The sequence below is a fragment of the Nocardia sp. No.11 genome (assembly GCF_038752175.1).
Lineage (GTDB): Bacteria > Actinomycetota > Actinomycetes > Mycobacteriales > Mycobacteriaceae > Nocardia > Nocardia canadensis.
The window spans coordinates 1-15,766 of record NZ_JBCGFB010000131.1; the positions used below are offsets into that span (position 1 = coordinate 1).

Consider the following 15,766-nt stretch of genomic DNA (forward strand, 5'->3'; position numbering starts at 1 on the left):
CGGGCGGCCGGGCCCGCCCTCGGCGGCGGGCACGACCCGGGCCGCCAGCTGCGCCACGGTCGGCGCGTCGAACAGATCGCGCAGGGCGATGGTCGAGCCGAGCGCCGAATTCACCCGGGCGACCACCTTGGTCGCGCTCAGCGAGTTGCCGCCGAGTTCGAAGAACGACTGGTCGACGCTGACCTGCTCGGCCCCGATGACCTCCGCGAACACCGCGGCCACCGCGGCCTCGGTGCCGGTCCGGGGCGCGAGGTAGGGGCGCTGCGCCGCCGAGAAGTCCGGCACCGGCAACGCCTTGCGATCCAGCTTGCCCACGGGGGTGAGGGGAATCTCGTCGAGCACGACGACATAGGCGGGCACCATGTAGCCGGGCAGCTCCGCCGCGACGGCCGCGCGCACCCGCTCGGTCTCCAGTGCGACACCGGGCGTGGGCAGGACATAGGACACCAGCACGGTCGCCCCCGCCGGGCCCGCGCGCCCGATGGTCACCGCGTAGTCGATCTCCTCGTCGCGCGCGAGCACCGCGTCGATCTCGCCGAGCTCGATCCGCAGGCCGCGGATCTTCACCTGGAAGTCGCTGCGGCCCAGGTACTCCAGCGCGAGGTCGCCGTCCTCGACGACCCAGCGGACCATGTCGCCGGTGCGATACATGCGGTCNCTGCGGCCCAGGTACTCCAGCGCGAGGTCGCCGTCCTCGACGACCCAGCGGACCATGTCGCCGGTGCGATACATGCGGTCACCGGGCTCGCCGTAGGGATCGGCGACGAACCGGCTCGCGGTCATCTCGAACCGGTTGAAATAGCCGCGGGCCAGCGCGGGCCCGGCCAGATACAGCTCGCCCGCGATGCCGACCGGCACCGGCCGCAACCAGGTGTCCAGCACCACCACCGCCGACCCCCGGATCGGTCCGCCGATGGTGATCGGTTCGCCCGCCACCAGCTCGGCGGGACCGGTGGCCCAGATGCTGAATTCGGTGGGGCCGTACAAGTTCACCATCCGGCGACCGGCCGACCACTTCTCGATCAGCTCGGGGGTGGCGGCCTCGCCGGCGACCGACAGCACCCGCAGATCGGTGAGTTCGGTCGGTTCCATGGTGGCCAGCGCCGACGGGGTGATCACCGCGTGGGTGACCCGTTCGGCGCGCAGCAGCCCTTCGAGTTCGCTGCCGCCGTAGACCTCCGGCGGCGAGATCACGAGCCGCCCGCCCGCCGAATGCGCGGTGAGCATCTCGAAGACCGAGGCGTCGAAGCTGGGCGAGGCGACCTGCAGCGCGCTCGCCGACGGGTCGAGGGCCAGCGTCTCCCGTTGCGCGGTGGTGAGATTGGCGATGCCGCGATGGCTGAGCAGCACCGCCTTCGGCTTGCCGGTGGAACCGGAGGTGTAGATCAGGTAGGCGGTGTGGTCGATGTCGATGGGCCCGCCGCGTTCGGCGTCGGTGATCGGCGCATCGGAGACCAGCATCACCCGGCGCAGCGTGTTCAGGTCGTCGAGCAGCAGCCAGTCGATGGTGCCGGGCAGCGTCTCCCCGGTCGTGGTGACGGTGACGCCGATCGGCGCCTTCGAATCGGCGAGCATGTGCTCGATGCGCTCCACCGGATAGCTCGGGTCCAGCGGGACGAATGCCGCGCCGGTCTTGGCCAGCGCCCACACGGCCACCACCGATTCCAGCGACCGGGTGAGGGCGAGCACCACGAACACCTCGGGGCCGACGCCGCGGCCCAGCAGGACCCGGGCGAACCGGTTCGACCAGGAATCCAGGTCGCGGTAGCTCATTCGCAGCTCACCCGCGCTGACCGCGATCGCGTCGGGATCGATGCTCGCGCCCGCGGTCAGGATGTCGGGCATCGTCCGCATCGGCACCGAGGGCAGCCCGCGGACCGGCGCCAGCCGCGCCAGTTCGGTGTCGTCGCAGTAGCGCACCTGCGAGACCAGGTCGTGCGGCTGCGCGGCGAGCCGGCCGAGCAGCCCGACGAACCGGTCCAGCAGCGACTGCGCGGCGGTGGCGTCGAGCTGATCGGCCATGAACTTCACCGTGATCCGCAGCGCGTCGCCCGCCCCCGCCTCGCCGCGCAGCGGGATCACCATGAGATTGAGCGGATACGGCGTCGCGTCGGTGCCCTCGACGTCGAGCACCCGCATGCCCGCGATGTCGAGCGCCTGCGAGAGCGCCTCGCGATCGATCGGATAGGACTCGAACACGGTGAGGGTGTCGAACAATTCGGCCAGCCCGACCGCACGGTGGATCGCGGCCAGCCCGACGTGCTGATGATCCATCAGCCGGGCCTGCTCGGCCTGCACCCGGGCCAGCAGATCGGAGACCTTCTCGGCGGGGTCCAGCGTCACCCGCACCGGGACGGTGTTGATGAACAGGCCGACCATCTCCTCGACGCCCGGCAGCTCCGGCGGCCTGCCCGACACCGTGCTGCCGAACACCACGTCGGTGCGGCCGGTCAGCATGGCCAGCAGCAGCGCCCAGCTCGTCTGGACCAGGGTGTTCACCGTGGCGCCCGCCTCGCGGGCCGCGCCCTCGAGCTCGGCGACCGTGGCGGCGGACAGCTCGCGGGTGACCATCGCGGTCTCCGGTGAGGCGATCCCGGCCAGGGTGGGGACCGCGCGCGTCGGGGTGTCGATCCCGGCCAGGGACTGCTGCCAGGCGGCGAGCGAGGCGTCGGCGTCCTGGGCGGCGAGCCAGGCCAGGAAGTCGCGGTAGGAGCGGGCGGGCGGCAGCACCGACGCGTCGCCCGCGGTGACGTAGAGCGCGAGCAGTTCCCGGACCAGCAGCGGCGTCGACCAGCCGTCGAGCACCAGGTGATGGTTGGTCATGATCAGCCGGAACCGGCCGGGCGCGGTGGTGACCAGGGTGAAGCGGATCAGCGGGGGACGGGTGAGGTCGAAGCGGGTCAGCGCGTCCAGGGCGATGATCCGGTCGAGTTCGCGGGTGCGCTCGGCGTCGTCGGTGAGGTCGGTCAGATCGATGTCGGTCCAGCGGATCTCGGCGTCGGCCAGGACCAGCTGGCGTGGACCGTCGTCGGTCTCCACGAACGCCACCCGCAGGTTCTCGTGCCGGTCGACGAGCGCCTGGGCCGCGATCCGCAGCCGGGTGGTGTCGACGGTGCCCGCCAGGGTGAGCATCGACTGCACGGTGTAGCCGTCGGCGGTGTCGGAGTCGTAGAGCGCGTGGAAGAGCAGGCCGTACTGCAGCGGCGAGAGCGGCCACACGTCGACGAGATTCGGGTAGCTCTGTTCCCAGCGATCGATCTGCGGCTGGTCCAGGGCGACGAGCGCGAAATCCGACGGCGTGCGCCCACCGGCCTCTCCGGAACGCGCGTGGTCGGCGAGCGCGCGCAGCGCGGCGGTCCACAGGTCGGCCAGCTCGTCGACCGCGTGCTCGTCGAGCAGCCTGCTCGCGTAGGCCCAGGTGACTTCCAGGCCGGCGTCGGTCAGCACGGCATTGATGTCGACGACGGCGGCCAGCGGGGCCCGCTCGTCGTTGGTCGCGGCGAAGCGCCGGGGCATCCAGGGATCCTCGCCGGTGACCGCGCGGCCGAGATAGTTGAAGCTCAGCTGGGGCGTGGGGGCATCGGCCAGCGCGGCGGCGGTGTCGCTGTTCAGGTACCGCAGCAGGCCGTAGCCGACCCCGCGGTCGGGCAGCGATCGCAACTGCTCCTTGGTGGCCTTGAGGGCGGACCCCGCCGCCGGGCCGCCGGCGAAAGCGTCGCTCAGGTCGATGTCGGCGAGGTCGACCGCGACCGGGTACACGCTGGTGAACCAGCCGACCGTGCGCGCGACATCGGCGCCGGGCAGCAGGGATTCGTCGCGGCCGTGGCCCTCCAGGGTCAGCAGGGCCCCGGTGCGGTCGCGCCAGCGGCACACGGCCATGGTCAGTGCCGCGAGCAGCACATCGTCGGCGCCGCAATGGAATTGCTCGGGCAGGGTAGTCAGGACGGTGTGCGCGAGCTCCGGCGGTACCGTGCTCAGCCGCTGTTTCATGGTGGCGACGACGTCGACGACGGGGTCGAAGGCGGTCCGGTCGGCGGCGAACGAGGGGTCCGGTGTCGCCAGGACGTGTTGCCAGATCGGCAGTTCGCCGAGCCGGGTGTCGGCATTGTCGGCCAGTCCGTGCGCCCAGCGGCGGAAGGAGGTGCCGACCGGGTCGAGGGCGCCGCCGAAGGCGGCGGTCGCGAAGTCCGGCAGCAGGATTCGCCACGAGACGCCGTCGGTGACGAGGTGGTGCAGGACCAGCCAGCACAGCGGCGCGGCCTCGGCACGGTCGAGCAGCACGAACCGGGCGACGGCGCCGACCGTGGGATCGAGCTGATCCGCGGCGTCCTGCAAGGCACGCTCGACGGCGTCGTCGGTGTCGGCCGAGACGACGTCGAGCAGCGGGTCGGCGGCGACCGAACCGGGTTCGGCGACCACCCATTCCCAGCCCCGCGGGGTCTCGCGCAGCGACGAGCGGAGCAGGTCGTGGTGATCGAGCAGGACCTGGATCGCGGTCGCCAGCGCCGCACGGTCGATGCCCGCGGGCAGGCCGATCAGCACGGCCTGCCCGTACCGGCCCCAGGCGTCACCGTGCTCGACCAGCGCGTGCACGATCGGCGTGAGCGGCACCGGACCGACACCGCCACCGGGCAATTCGTGCACCACGTGGACCTCGGTGTCGGCCGCGACCGCCGCCAGCGCGGCGACGGTCTTGCGTTCGAACACGTCCCGGGCGCTGAACGCGATCCCGGCGGCCTTCGCCCGCGAGACCAGCTGGATGGAGACGATGCTGTCGCCACCGAGGGCGAAGAAGCTGTCGTCGACGCCGACCGAATCCAGGCCGAGCACGTCGGCGAACAGCGCGGCGAGCGTCTCCTCGCGCGGGGTGGACGGCGCGCGGCTGGTGACGGTGCGCGCGCTGAAATCCGGTGCGGGCAGCGCCTTGCGGTCCACCTTGCCCAGCGGCGTCAGCGGAACCCGGTCGAGCACCATGACCACCGCGGGCACCATGTAGGCCGGAAGGCTCTCGCCGACCGCCGCTTTCACGGCCTCGGGGTGGACGTCGGCGCCGGGCTCGGTCGTCACATACGACACCAGCGCGGTCGCGCCCGCGGCCGTCTCGACGCCGAGGGTGAGCGCGAAATCGATCTCGGGCAGCCGCTGCAGGGCGGCATCGATCTCCCCGAGCTCGATCCGGAAGCCGCGCACCTTCACCTGGAAGTCGCTGCGGCCCTGGTATTCCAGGACGAACCGGCCGTCGTCGTCGCGCCACCGCACCAGGTCGCCGGTGCGGTACATCCGCTCACCGGGTGCGTGCGGATTCGCGACGAACCGGCTCGCCGTCAGACCGGTGCGCCGGTGATAGCCGCGGGCCACGCCGGGGCCGGCGAGGTACAGCTCGCCGACGGTGCCCGCCGGGACCGGGCGCAGCCAGGGATCCAGCACCAGACCGGTCACCCCGCGCACGAGACTGCCGATCGTCACCGGCGCATCGGGCACCAAGGCGTCGGTGAGGGTGGTGGTCACGGTGGTCTCGGTGGGGCCGTAACCGTTGAGCAGGGTGCGACCGGCCCACTTGGCCACCAGTTCCGGCGGGCACGCGTCGCCGCCGACGACGATCGTGCGCAGCCCGGGCAGCGTCGCGGGATCGAGCGAACCCACGACGGCCGGGGTGACATTGAGATGGGTGACCCGGTGCGCGCGCAGCACCTGCGCCATGTCCTCGCCCGCGTACGCCGAGGGCGGCACCACCGCCAGGCTCGCGCCCGCCGCCAGCGTCACCAGGATCTCCTCGACGGAGATGTCGAAACTCGGCGAGACGGCGTGGGCGACAACGGAGCTCGCGTCGACACCGAACCCGGCTCCCGAGCTCGCGACGAGGTTGGCCAGGCCGCGATGCGAGACGAGCACGCCCTTGGGCAGACCCGTCGAGCCGGAGGTGTAGATGATGTAGGCGACCTGATCCGGCCGCACCGGAGCGCGGCGGTCGGCGTCGGCGATCGGCCCGGCATCCTGGGCGGCGATCTGCGCGAGGGTCGCCTCGTCGTCGAGGGTGAGCCAGTCGACCCCGTCCGGCAGCGATTTGCGCGCCTGCGCCACGGTCAGACCCGTGATCACCCCGCTGTCGTCGACCATGTGCTCGATGCGGTCGGCCGGATAGGTGGGATCGATCGGGACGAACGGCGCGCCGGTCTTGGCGACCGCGATGGTCGCCAGTACCGACTCGGCCGAGCGCGGGATGGACAGGGCGACACCGTGTTCGGGGCCGGCGCCGGCGGCGATCAGCACCCGGGCGAGCCGGTTGGTGTAGTCGTCGACGGCGCGGTAGGTCAGTGTCTCGTGCGCGCCCCAGCGCAGCGCCACCGCGTCCGGGTCGAGTGCGGCGCCCGCCGTGAGGATCTCGGGCAGCGTGCGGATGTCGACCCCGGCCGGTCCGCGCGCGGGGACCGCGAGGGCCTCCTCGGCGGGGGACAGGACCGGCACCGCCGACAGCGGCGCCTCGGGTCCGGCGACCAGGAATCGGTGCAGGAACCACAGGAAGCGCGCGTGATGCCCCGCCAGGTCGGCCTCGCTGTACAGATTGCCGTTGCCCTGCAAGTCGATGTGGGTGCTCTCGCCGCCGACGCCCGGATACAGGTTGACGAACAGGTCGTCGATCAGGCCGGAGGTGAGCACATGCAAACGCCCGACGACCGGGCCGAGCGCGATCCTGGTGTCGACCATCATCAGATTCACGGCCGGGCCGAACGAGGTGGCCTCGTCCATCGCCCAGCCGAGGTCGCGGACGATGTCCTCCTGGCGGTAGCGCTGGCGGCGCAGCGCGCCGGTCAGCTCGCTCTGTACGGCGAGGATCGCCGCGCCGACGGTCGTGGTCGGGTCCAGACCGACCCGCAGCGGGACGACATTGGCGAGCATGCCGCCGGACCGGCGCAGCGTCGCGGAGGTGCGCGCCGACACCGGCAGGCTCAATACCACTTCTCGCGCACCCGTCATCGCGGCCAGGTAGGCGCCGAACGCGGCGACCACCGTCGGCGCGACACCCGAGTTCACGGCGGCGGCAACGGAATCCAGCAGCGCCGCGGTCTCGGCGGGCAGCGCGCCCGAGACCCGGTTCGGGTGGCCGTCGACCTCGGCGTCGCGCCCGGCCAGATTCACCGGATCGGCCATCCCCGCCAGGTGCTCACGCCAGTACTCCCGGTCGGCGGTGAAACGGTCGGAGGTGCGGTAGGCCAGGTCGGCCGCCACGATCTTCTGCAACGGCTCGGCCTTGGACGCCGGGGCCTCTCTGCCCTCGACGGCGGCGTTGTAGAGCTCGCCGGTGCGCTGCACCAGGGCCAGCGCCCCCATGCCGTCCAGCGCGATGTGATGCATCCGCGAATACCAGAACCAGCGGTCGTCGGCGACGCGGAGCATGGCCAACCGGACCAATCGGTCGCGCATCACGTCCAGGGGAGCGGTGTACTCGGCGCGCATCCACGCGTGCGCCGCCGCGACGGGGTCGGGCTCGGCGCGTAGATCCAGCTCGGCCATCTCGTCGTCGAGGGAGAAGTCGACGTACTGGTGGGGTTGGCCGTCGATGTCGATCAGGCGCAGATAGCCGGTGCCGAACTCGCGGCCGGTCCGGCGCACGACCCGCAGCAGCAGTTCGTGGTCGACCGGACCACTCAATTCGACGTATTGGGCGATGGAAATGGGGGTGTCGCCCGCGATGTGCTGGGCGAACCAGATACCACGTTGCGCCGCGGACAGCGGGAAGGCGCCCTCGGAAGGCTGGGTCATGAGCGGACCTGCGTTCTCATGTCTGGAGCTCGGTATTCACCATGTGTCCCCGACCGGCGGGCGATTACCTGGTAGGTAGTACCCGCCGCTGCGTACTGCGCTCTCGATCCATTCTGGACCTGCGAGGACCAGACCGGAATGGGTTCAGGAGACAGCGCGCAGATCGGCCGTCGACAGCGGCGCGTCGGAGCTGACCAGATAACGCTGCAGGGTCGAGCGATCGTCGAGGACCAGCCAATCGACGACGTCGGTCAGTTCGGGCCTGCGGGCCCGGGTGGTGATGCCGGCGTAGGCGCCGAAGACGAACTCGTCGTCGGTGACCGCGACGGGGATCGCGCCGATCTTGCGCACGGCCGCCTCGGCGACGATCGCCTCGATCGTGGCGTCGACCGCCAGCGCGATCCGGGCGCCCGCGGTGACGCCGCGGCCCAGCAGCAGTCGCGCCAGCCGGTTGGCCCAGCGATCCAGATCCGCGTCGGCGAGCTGTCCATCGGTGGCGATCGGGCCGGCCTGCTTGCGCGGCAGCTGGATGACGTTGTCGGCGATCGAGGTGGTCGTCGTGCTCATCGTGGTGTCCCCTTGGCGCTGGTAGGAGGTGCTTTTCGGTACACCTCTACTGTCGTCGCCGGGCGGGGTCTCCGACAGCGACCCCAGCGTTGGGGGGTGGCCTCCCAGGGGGGCGCGTTTCCCACCCCAAGGTGGTTGAACCCGGTGGTCGTCAGCCGAAGCCGATGACCTCGATATCGCGGTACTTCGCATCGGTCGTGATCAGCAGCAGGGAACCGGCGACCGTGGTGAATCGCAGGGATCTGGTCCCCGGCGCCACGGTGAGCGGCAGCATCGGTCCCGCGCGACCGGTCGACCGGTCCCAGGTGCGTAGGTGGTAGCCGTTGTCGGAGGTCAGCGTGACGACCTGGTCGGCGAGCAGCACCGCCGCCTCGGCGTACTGCGCTCGCTCGTCGGAGGTCGTGTCGAGCTCGGTGGATGCGCCGTCGGCCGCCGACAGGATTTCCCATCGCCTGGGCAGCCGATATCCGTCCGGGTGGTCGGAGCTGACCAGGGCGTGGTCGTCCGCGGCGCGCACGTCGACGTTTGTGCGGCTCGATGCGGCGATCGCCGACGTCAGCGGGGCGTTCGGCGGCAGGAGGAGCGCGGTGTCGGCGCCGTCCCGGACGTAGCTGATCCAGACGAAGCCGCTGTCGAGCACCCGGACCTCGACATAGCCGGGCGACTCCCGGCGCGGCGCGGAAAAGTCGCGCCGGTCGCGCACCTGCCCGGACCGCGGATCGAACACGGTGACGGCCACCGTCGCCGTGTCGCCGTCGCCGCAGGTCGCGACTCGGTAGATCGCGGTCATCGTGGCGACGACGCGCTCCCCGGTCGAGGTGCACCCGGGCGGTTCGGCCGGAGTGGTCCACAGGTGGCGGCCGGTCCTCGCGTCGTACCGGGTCACCGTTCCGCGGGCGGAGGTGGTGGCCAGCAGGTGCCCGGGAACGATGGCGTCCCGGTCGCGGGTGAAATCCCCGGCGCGGTTGACGGCCCCGTCTCGGGTGAAGTCCGCGTCGGACCAGCGGAGTTCACCGGTGTCGGTGTCGAAGGCCAGCCAGCCGCGCTGCTCCCAATAGGTCAGCACGACGTCCTCGCCGCGCAGCGCGACGGTCTTCGGCGGCACGTTCCCCACGCTGTCGGAGCCGACACCGAGGCGCCGGTAGTGCCAGCGTTCGGAACCCGTCGCACCATCGTAGGCCGTGATGCCGACCCTGGTCGAAACGATGAACCCCGTTCCGGTGAAGGCGATTCGAGTGTCCGCGTTCGAGCCGCCGACCGGGGGCCGGAATCGGAATCTCTCCGGCCCGAGCACGGCGGGCACCGCGGTCTCCGGGCCGGGGTCGGCGGTGACGTGGTCGACCGAGGCACTGTCGTCGCCCAGCCGGCCCGCGACCCCGGCGGCGCCGAGCACCGGCGCGACGCCGACCACGAGGGCCACGACGAGCGCCGACCGCCGGGGCATCGGGGCGGTCGGCGTCGCCACGAGCACGAAGATCAGCGCCGCGCCGAGGACGACGAGGGCCAGCGCCGCGATCGCGCCCGGTACCCGCGGCGTGACGACGAACTCCGCGGTCAGCTGCTGATAGGTCGACGGGATGTGCGCGGTCACCGCGAACACGATGCTTCCGATGAGCACCGCCAGCAGGGCGAGCACGCCACCGGCCGTGACACCCGCGGCCCGCTCATCACCGCGGCGCCCACGGATCAGCACCACCGTCACGATCAGCACGACCGCACCCGCGAATATCAGGGTCGCCCGGACGAGGTGGCGGGGGAACTCGCCGGTCTCGGCGTAGCTGTCGAACGGCACCGGAATCGGTGCGGCGACGAACCAGCTGTACAGCGCCAGCGCGACACCCCCGGCGACCAGCACGGCACCGATCACACCCGCGTGGACCGGCCACGACGAACGTGCGCGCTCGGTCGACTGATCGTCGGACATGTTCCCCCCGGATAAGGACTCGATCGACACCGCCCCACCGGGTGTCGAGTCGAGACCAGCGCCGGTGGTGGCGACGCGGAAAACGCGCCGCCCCACCGCTCAGCGCGCGTTGCCGCCGATGCTGAAGTGGGCGCCGGTGGGGTCGGTGAGACCGGCCAGGCGGCCGTAGGGGGTGTCCATCGGCTCGAAGACGACGCCGCCGCCGAGGGTCTTGGCGAGTTCGACGGTCTTGTCGACGTCGTCGGCGCCGAAGTAGGCCGTCCACGCGCCGGGGATGCCCTCGGGGAGGTGGCCGGTGGCGTCCATGACGCCGCCGCGCATCGGTGAGGTCGCGTGGATGGTCGTGTACCGGAACTCGGGGGTGTCGGCCACGGCGAAGGTGTCGCGCCAACCGAAGACCTCGCGGTAGAAGGTCAGCGACTGCTCGTAGGCGCGGGTCATCAGCTCGAACCAGGACGGGACGCCGTCGTGGTTGCGCCAGACACCGTCGGCGACATCGCCGATCGCCTCGAAGCCGGGGAACTCGTCGGCCTGCCAGACGCCGACGCCGACACCGCCGACATCGGCCAGCACCGCCATCGTGCCGAGGTCGCCGACCGCCATCGGCTCGACGAAGATGTTGCCGCCCGCGGCGCTCGCCTTCGCCGTGGTCGCCGCGGCGTCGGCGGAGGCCAGGTAGACCGTCCAGCGATCGGGGTAGGGGTCACCGGCGTCGGGGATCCGGGGCATAGCGCCCGCGACGGCCTTGCCGTCCTTGCGCAGGGTGGTGTAGCCGCCGAATTCCTCGCCGCCGCGTTCGGCGGTCCAGCCGAACAGCTCGCCGTAGAAGGCGATGGCACGGTCGAGATCGGCGGTGTAGAGATCGACCCAGGTGGGATCACCGGGTTGCTGGGCACTGGACATGACGACTCCTCGGCTGCGGGGGACTGGCTCGACAGAGACGGTGGCAGGACGCGCCCACCGTCATCGATCATGACGCCGCGACCTCCGAAAAGTCATCGCCGACAACCGTTGCACCCGCCCGACCTGCGGAGGAAGATCGAGAACGGCGCCGGACCGACACGTGGTCGGCCATCTACGGCGCGCTGAATACGACACAGAGTAGGACCCGCGCGGAATGCTGCGGCAGCACGGTTTACGATTCACACCAACGCATGCTGACCGTCGTCTGCCTCTGACCGGAGGACGGAGGGCCTGCGAGTGACGTACAGGCATCTTCAGGAGGATCAGTGACTGCGGTAGAGCCCAGGCCAGTCCCTCAGTTGGAAGCGACTCGACCGTATCCTGCTCGGACCGGGCCCAAGGGCTCGTTCCTGTACAAGGCGGTCACCACCACCGACCCCAAGGTGCTCGGCACCATGTACCTGGTGACGGCGATCAGCTTCTTCCTGGTCGGCGGTCTCATGGCGCTGCTCATGCGCGCCGAGCTGGCGCGCCCGGGTCTGCAGTTCCTGTCGCCCGAGCAGTTCAACCAGCTGTTCACCATGCACGGCACGATCATGCTGCTGTTCTACGCGACGGCGATCGTGTTCGGCTTCGCCAACATCATCCTGCCGCTGCAGATCGGCGCCCCCGACGTCGCCTTCCCGCGACTGAACGCGTTCAGCTACTGGCTGTACCTGTTCGGCGGCACCATGGCGACCGCGGGCTTCGTGACCCCCGGCGGCGCGGCGGACTTCGGCTGGACGGCGTACGTGCCGCTGACCGACATCCTGCACTCGCCCGGTGTCGGCACCGACCTGTGGATCCTGGGCCTGGCCGTCTCCGGTCTGGGCACCATCCTCGGTGGCGTCAACATGCTCACCACCGTGGTCTGCCTGCGCGCGCCCGGCATGACCATGTTCCGCATGCCGATCTTCACCTGGAACATCGCGGTGACCTCGGTCCTGGTGCTGCTGGCCTTCCCGCTGCTGACCGCGGCGCTGTTCGGTCTGGCCTACGACCGCCACCTGGGCGGCCACATCTACGACCCGGCCACCGGCGGCATCCTGCTCTACCAGCACCTGTTCTGGTTCTTCGGCCACCCCGAGGTCTACATCATCGCGCTGCCGTTCTTCGGCATCGTCTCCGAGATCTTCCCGGTCTTCAGCCGTAAGCCGATCTTCGGTTACACCACGCTGGTCTACGCGACGCTGGGTATCGCGGCGCTGTCGATCGCGGTGTGGGCGCACCACATGTACGCCACCGGCGCCGTGCTGCTGCCGTACTTCTCCTTCATGACCTTCCTCATCGCGGTCCCGACCGGTGTGAAGTTCTTCAACTGGATCGGCACCATGTGGCGCGGTCAGCTGACGTTCGAATCCCCGATGCTGTGGTCGATCGGCTTCCTGGTGACCTTCCTCTTCGGTGGTCTGTCGGGTGTCATCCTGGCCTCGCCGCCGCTGGACTTCCACGTCACCGACTCGTACTTCGTCGTCGCGCACTTCCACTACGTGCTCTTCGGCACCATCGTGTTCGCCACCTTCGCCGGTATCTACTTCTGGTTCCCGAAGATCACCGGCCGCATGATGGACGAGCGCCTGGCGAAGTGGCACTTCTGGACCACCTTCGTCGGCTTCCACACCACCTTCCTGGTGCAGCACTGGCTGGGCGCCGAGGGCATGCCGCGTCGCTACGCCGACTACCTGCCCAGCGACGGCTTCACCACGCTGAACACGATCTCCACCATCGGTGCCTTCATCCTGGGCTCGTCGATGCTGCCGTTCGTGTGGAACACCTTCAAGAGCTACCGCTACGGCGAGGTCGTCACGGTGGACGACCCGTGGGGCTACGGCAACTCGCTCGAGTGGGCCACCACCTGCCCGCCGCCGCGGCACAACTTCTACGAACTGCCGCGCATCCGCTCGGAGCGTCCGGCGTTCGAGCTGCACTACCCGCACATGGTCGAGCGCATGAAGGCCGAAGCGCACGTCGGCTGGGGCTCGGGTAAGCACGCGACGCACGTCAGCGAAGGCGCGCTCGCCAAGAAGTAGGAAAGACCGGAAGACCAGGGTGTGCACCTGCTGGGTGACCAGCAGGTGCATGCGCTTTTTCCTGACGAAGTTGTCCAGGACGGCTCTCCCAGGAAAGGCCCAGATATGGAGCAGATCGACTTGGCCGACACCACAGTTCTCGTGACCGTCACCGGCCCCGACCGACCCGGCGTCACATCCGTGCTGCTGGCGACGCTCTCCCGCCACCAGGTGAGCCTGCTGGACGTGGAACAGGTGGTCATCAGGGGCAGGCTCACCCTCGGTGTGCTGGTCTCGTGCCCCAACGACCCCGAGGCACTGCAGGACGAGCTCGAAGAGGCCATGAACACCGTCGGCATGCAGGTCGACGTGTCGGTCGACGCGCAGATCGGCAAGCCGCCGATGTCGACGCACGCCGTCGTCGTGCTCGGCGCGCCCGTCACCGCGCACGCCTTCAGCGCGATCTCGCGGCTGCTGGCCGGCCTGGGCGCCAATATCGACACCATCCGCGGCATCGCCGACTACCCGGTGACCGGCATGGAACTGATGGTCTCGGCGATCGATTCCGGTGCCGACACCGATTCGCGGCTGCGCACCGCGCTGGCCGACATCGCCGTCGCCGAACAGGTCGACATCGCGGTGGAACGAGCCGGGCTCGCGCGCCGCGCCAAGCGGCTCATCGTCTTCGACGTGGACTCCACGCTGATCCAGGGCGAGGTCATCGAGATGCTGGCCGCGCACGCCGGCGTCGAGGAGCAGGTCCGCGAGGTCACCGAGGCCGCGATGCGCGGCGAACTCGACTTCGCCGAATCGCTGCGCCAGCGAGTGGCCACCCTCGAAGGTCTCGACGAATCGGTGATCGAGGAGGTCGCCGACCGGATCGAGCTCACCCCGGGCGCGCGCACCACCATTCGCACGCTGCGCAGGCTCGGTTTCCGCTGCGGTGTGGTCTCCGGTGGTTTCCGGCAGGTCATCGAGCCGCTGGCGCACGAGCTGGAACTGGATTTCGTGCAGGCCAACACCCTCGAGATCGTCGACGGCAAGCTCACCGGCCGGGTGATCGGCGAGATCGTCGACCGGGCGTTCAAGGCGACCGCGCTGCGCAAGTTCGCGGCCGAGGCGGGCGTGCCGATGGAGCAGACCGTCGCCGTCGGTGACGGTGCCAACGACATCGACATGCTCAACGCGGCCGGTCTGGGCGTGGCGTTCAACGCCAAGCCCGCGCTGCGCGAGGTGGCCGATACGGCGCTGTCGCATCCGTACCTGGACGCGGTGCTGTTCATCCTCGGCGTCACCCGCGACGAGGTCGAGGCGGCCGACGCCCGCGACGGCGGCGTGCGCCGGGTTCCGCTGCTCGGCCGGTAGCCCTGGCGCGTCGCGACCGGTGCGACCCGGTCGCGGCGTTAGCCTCCAGCGCAGGGTGTCCTTTCGGCGTTGGGAGAGTTCCATGCGGAAAATCCTGTTCGCGGCCTGCGCGGTGGCGATGCTGGTCACCGGGTGCGGTGACGACGGCGACGACACCGGGGATCTGTCCTCGACGACGATCGACCTGCCGACCACGGCCGCGCAGTCCGCGGCCGGACCGGTGGAGGTCGACCAGATGTTCAGCGGGAGCACGGTCGCGCTCGGGCTGGGTCAGCAGCTGCTGGTCCGGCTGCCGCAGAACCCGAACGACACCGAGTCCTGGACGCCGGTGAACATCGAGCGCGGGGTGCTGGCGCCGGAGCCGCCGCTGTCGGAGGGCACCAGCACGGTGTGGCCGTTCCGCGGGGTCGGCCCGGGGACCTCGACCATTCAGTTCGTCTACGGTCCGGCCAGTCAGCCGCCGATCGGGCCGGGGCCGGAGTTCATCCTGACCGTGCGGGTCGCCTAGCGTCCACGGACGGCGTGGTGGCCGCCTCGTTAGGCTTGACCCGCAGTGGCGTCGATCGGATCGGGTGTTGTGGCATGGGCAGCGGGGAACTGAGCAGCGTGGAGATCGAGGCGGAGGCCCGCGACGACGCGGCCGCATTCGCCCTCCGGCACGCCGAATTGGCGCGGGGATACGGCGGCAACGGCGATCCCGACGACCCGGCCATGGTCCAGGCCATGCAAATGGTCCTGCACATCCCCAAGGCCGACCCACCCGCGCGCAGCGCGCTGCTGGAAGCCGCGGCGGCCGCGGCGGTGGCCGTGTGCCTGGACCCGCGCTCCGGGCCGGGTGGGGAGTGGGAGCCGCGCTATCTGGCGTGGAAGCGCTCCAGGATCAGGAAGGTGGCGCGGCGGGCGCGCGGCGCGCAGTGGGTCGCGGCGGGCGAGGTCGACGGGGTGACCGTGGAGGTCGACGGCGCGCAGGCGCGCGCGTTCGTCCCCGGCCCGGTGGGCGCGATCGACCAGCGGATCCGCAAGCTCCAGATCGGCGGGACCGACCTCGACCACGACGAGCCCGGCCCACCGGACCCCGACCTGCCCGTGCTGTGGGTCGACGCGGCGCTGGAGATGTCGGTCGGCAAGGCCGCCGCCCAGGTCGGCCACGCGAGCATGCTGCTGGCCGGCGCACTCCCGGTGGGCGCCGCGGCGGCCT

Annotated in this window: 8 protein-coding genes; 4 read left to right on the top strand and 4 right to left on the bottom strand. The window is 70.7% G+C overall.

Features of this window, described 5'->3' with window-relative positions:
- The 4 genes from V8688_RS26995 to V8688_RS27010 form a co-directional block, all read right to left on the bottom strand.
- A partial coding sequence (locus tag V8688_RS26995; protein WP_342801972.1) for an amino acid adenylation domain-containing protein occupies positions 1–7,761 on the bottom strand: 7,761 nt, incomplete at its 3' end.
- A gap of 144 nt (positions 7,762–7,905) precedes the next feature.
- Positions 7,906–8,328 carry an AMP-binding protein gene (locus V8688_RS27000; RefSeq protein ID WP_316575698.1) on the bottom strand — a complete coding sequence of 141 codons (423 nt, stop codon included), beginning with the start codon at positions 8,326–8,328 and terminating at the stop codon, positions 7,906–7,908.
- A gap of 151 nt (positions 8,329–8,479) precedes the next feature.
- Positions 8,480–10,252, bottom strand: a complete 1,773-nt coding sequence (locus tag V8688_RS27005; protein WP_342801973.1) for a PQQ-binding-like beta-propeller repeat protein — start codon at positions 10,250–10,252, stop codon at positions 8,480–8,482.
- 99 nt (positions 10,253–10,351) lie between these two features.
- The gene (locus V8688_RS27010; protein WP_342801974.1) at positions 10,352–11,155 is read right to left on the bottom strand and encodes a VOC family protein; all 804 of its coding nucleotides are present in this window, start codon (positions 11,153–11,155) and stop codon (positions 10,352–10,354) included.
- Between the two features lie 326 nt (positions 11,156–11,481).
- On the opposite strand from V8688_RS27010, the gene ctaD reads away from it, so the two are divergent.
- The 4 genes from ctaD to V8688_RS27030 all read left to right on the top strand — a co-directional run.
- Positions 11,482–13,224 carry a cytochrome c oxidase subunit I gene (gene ctaD / locus V8688_RS27015; protein WP_218719296.1) on the top strand — a complete coding sequence of 581 codons (1,743 nt, stop codon included), beginning with the start codon at positions 11,482–11,484 and terminating at the stop codon, positions 13,222–13,224.
- 114 nt (positions 13,225–13,338) lie between these two features.
- Entirely contained in the window at positions 13,339–14,568 is a 1,230-nt protein-coding gene (gene serB / locus V8688_RS27020; protein ID WP_218719377.1) for a phosphoserine phosphatase SerB, read from the top strand.
- A gap of 82 nt (positions 14,569–14,650) precedes the next feature.
- On the top strand, positions 14,651–15,076 hold the full coding sequence (locus V8688_RS27025; protein ID WP_218719297.1) for a protease inhibitor I42 family protein: 426 nt from the start codon (positions 14,651–14,653) through the stop codon (positions 15,074–15,076).
- Positions 15,077–15,150: 74 nt separating this feature from the next.
- Positions 15,151–15,766: peptidyl-tRNA hydrolase (locus V8688_RS27030; RefSeq protein ID WP_342801975.1), on the top strand; the 616-nt coding region annotated here is incomplete at its 3' end.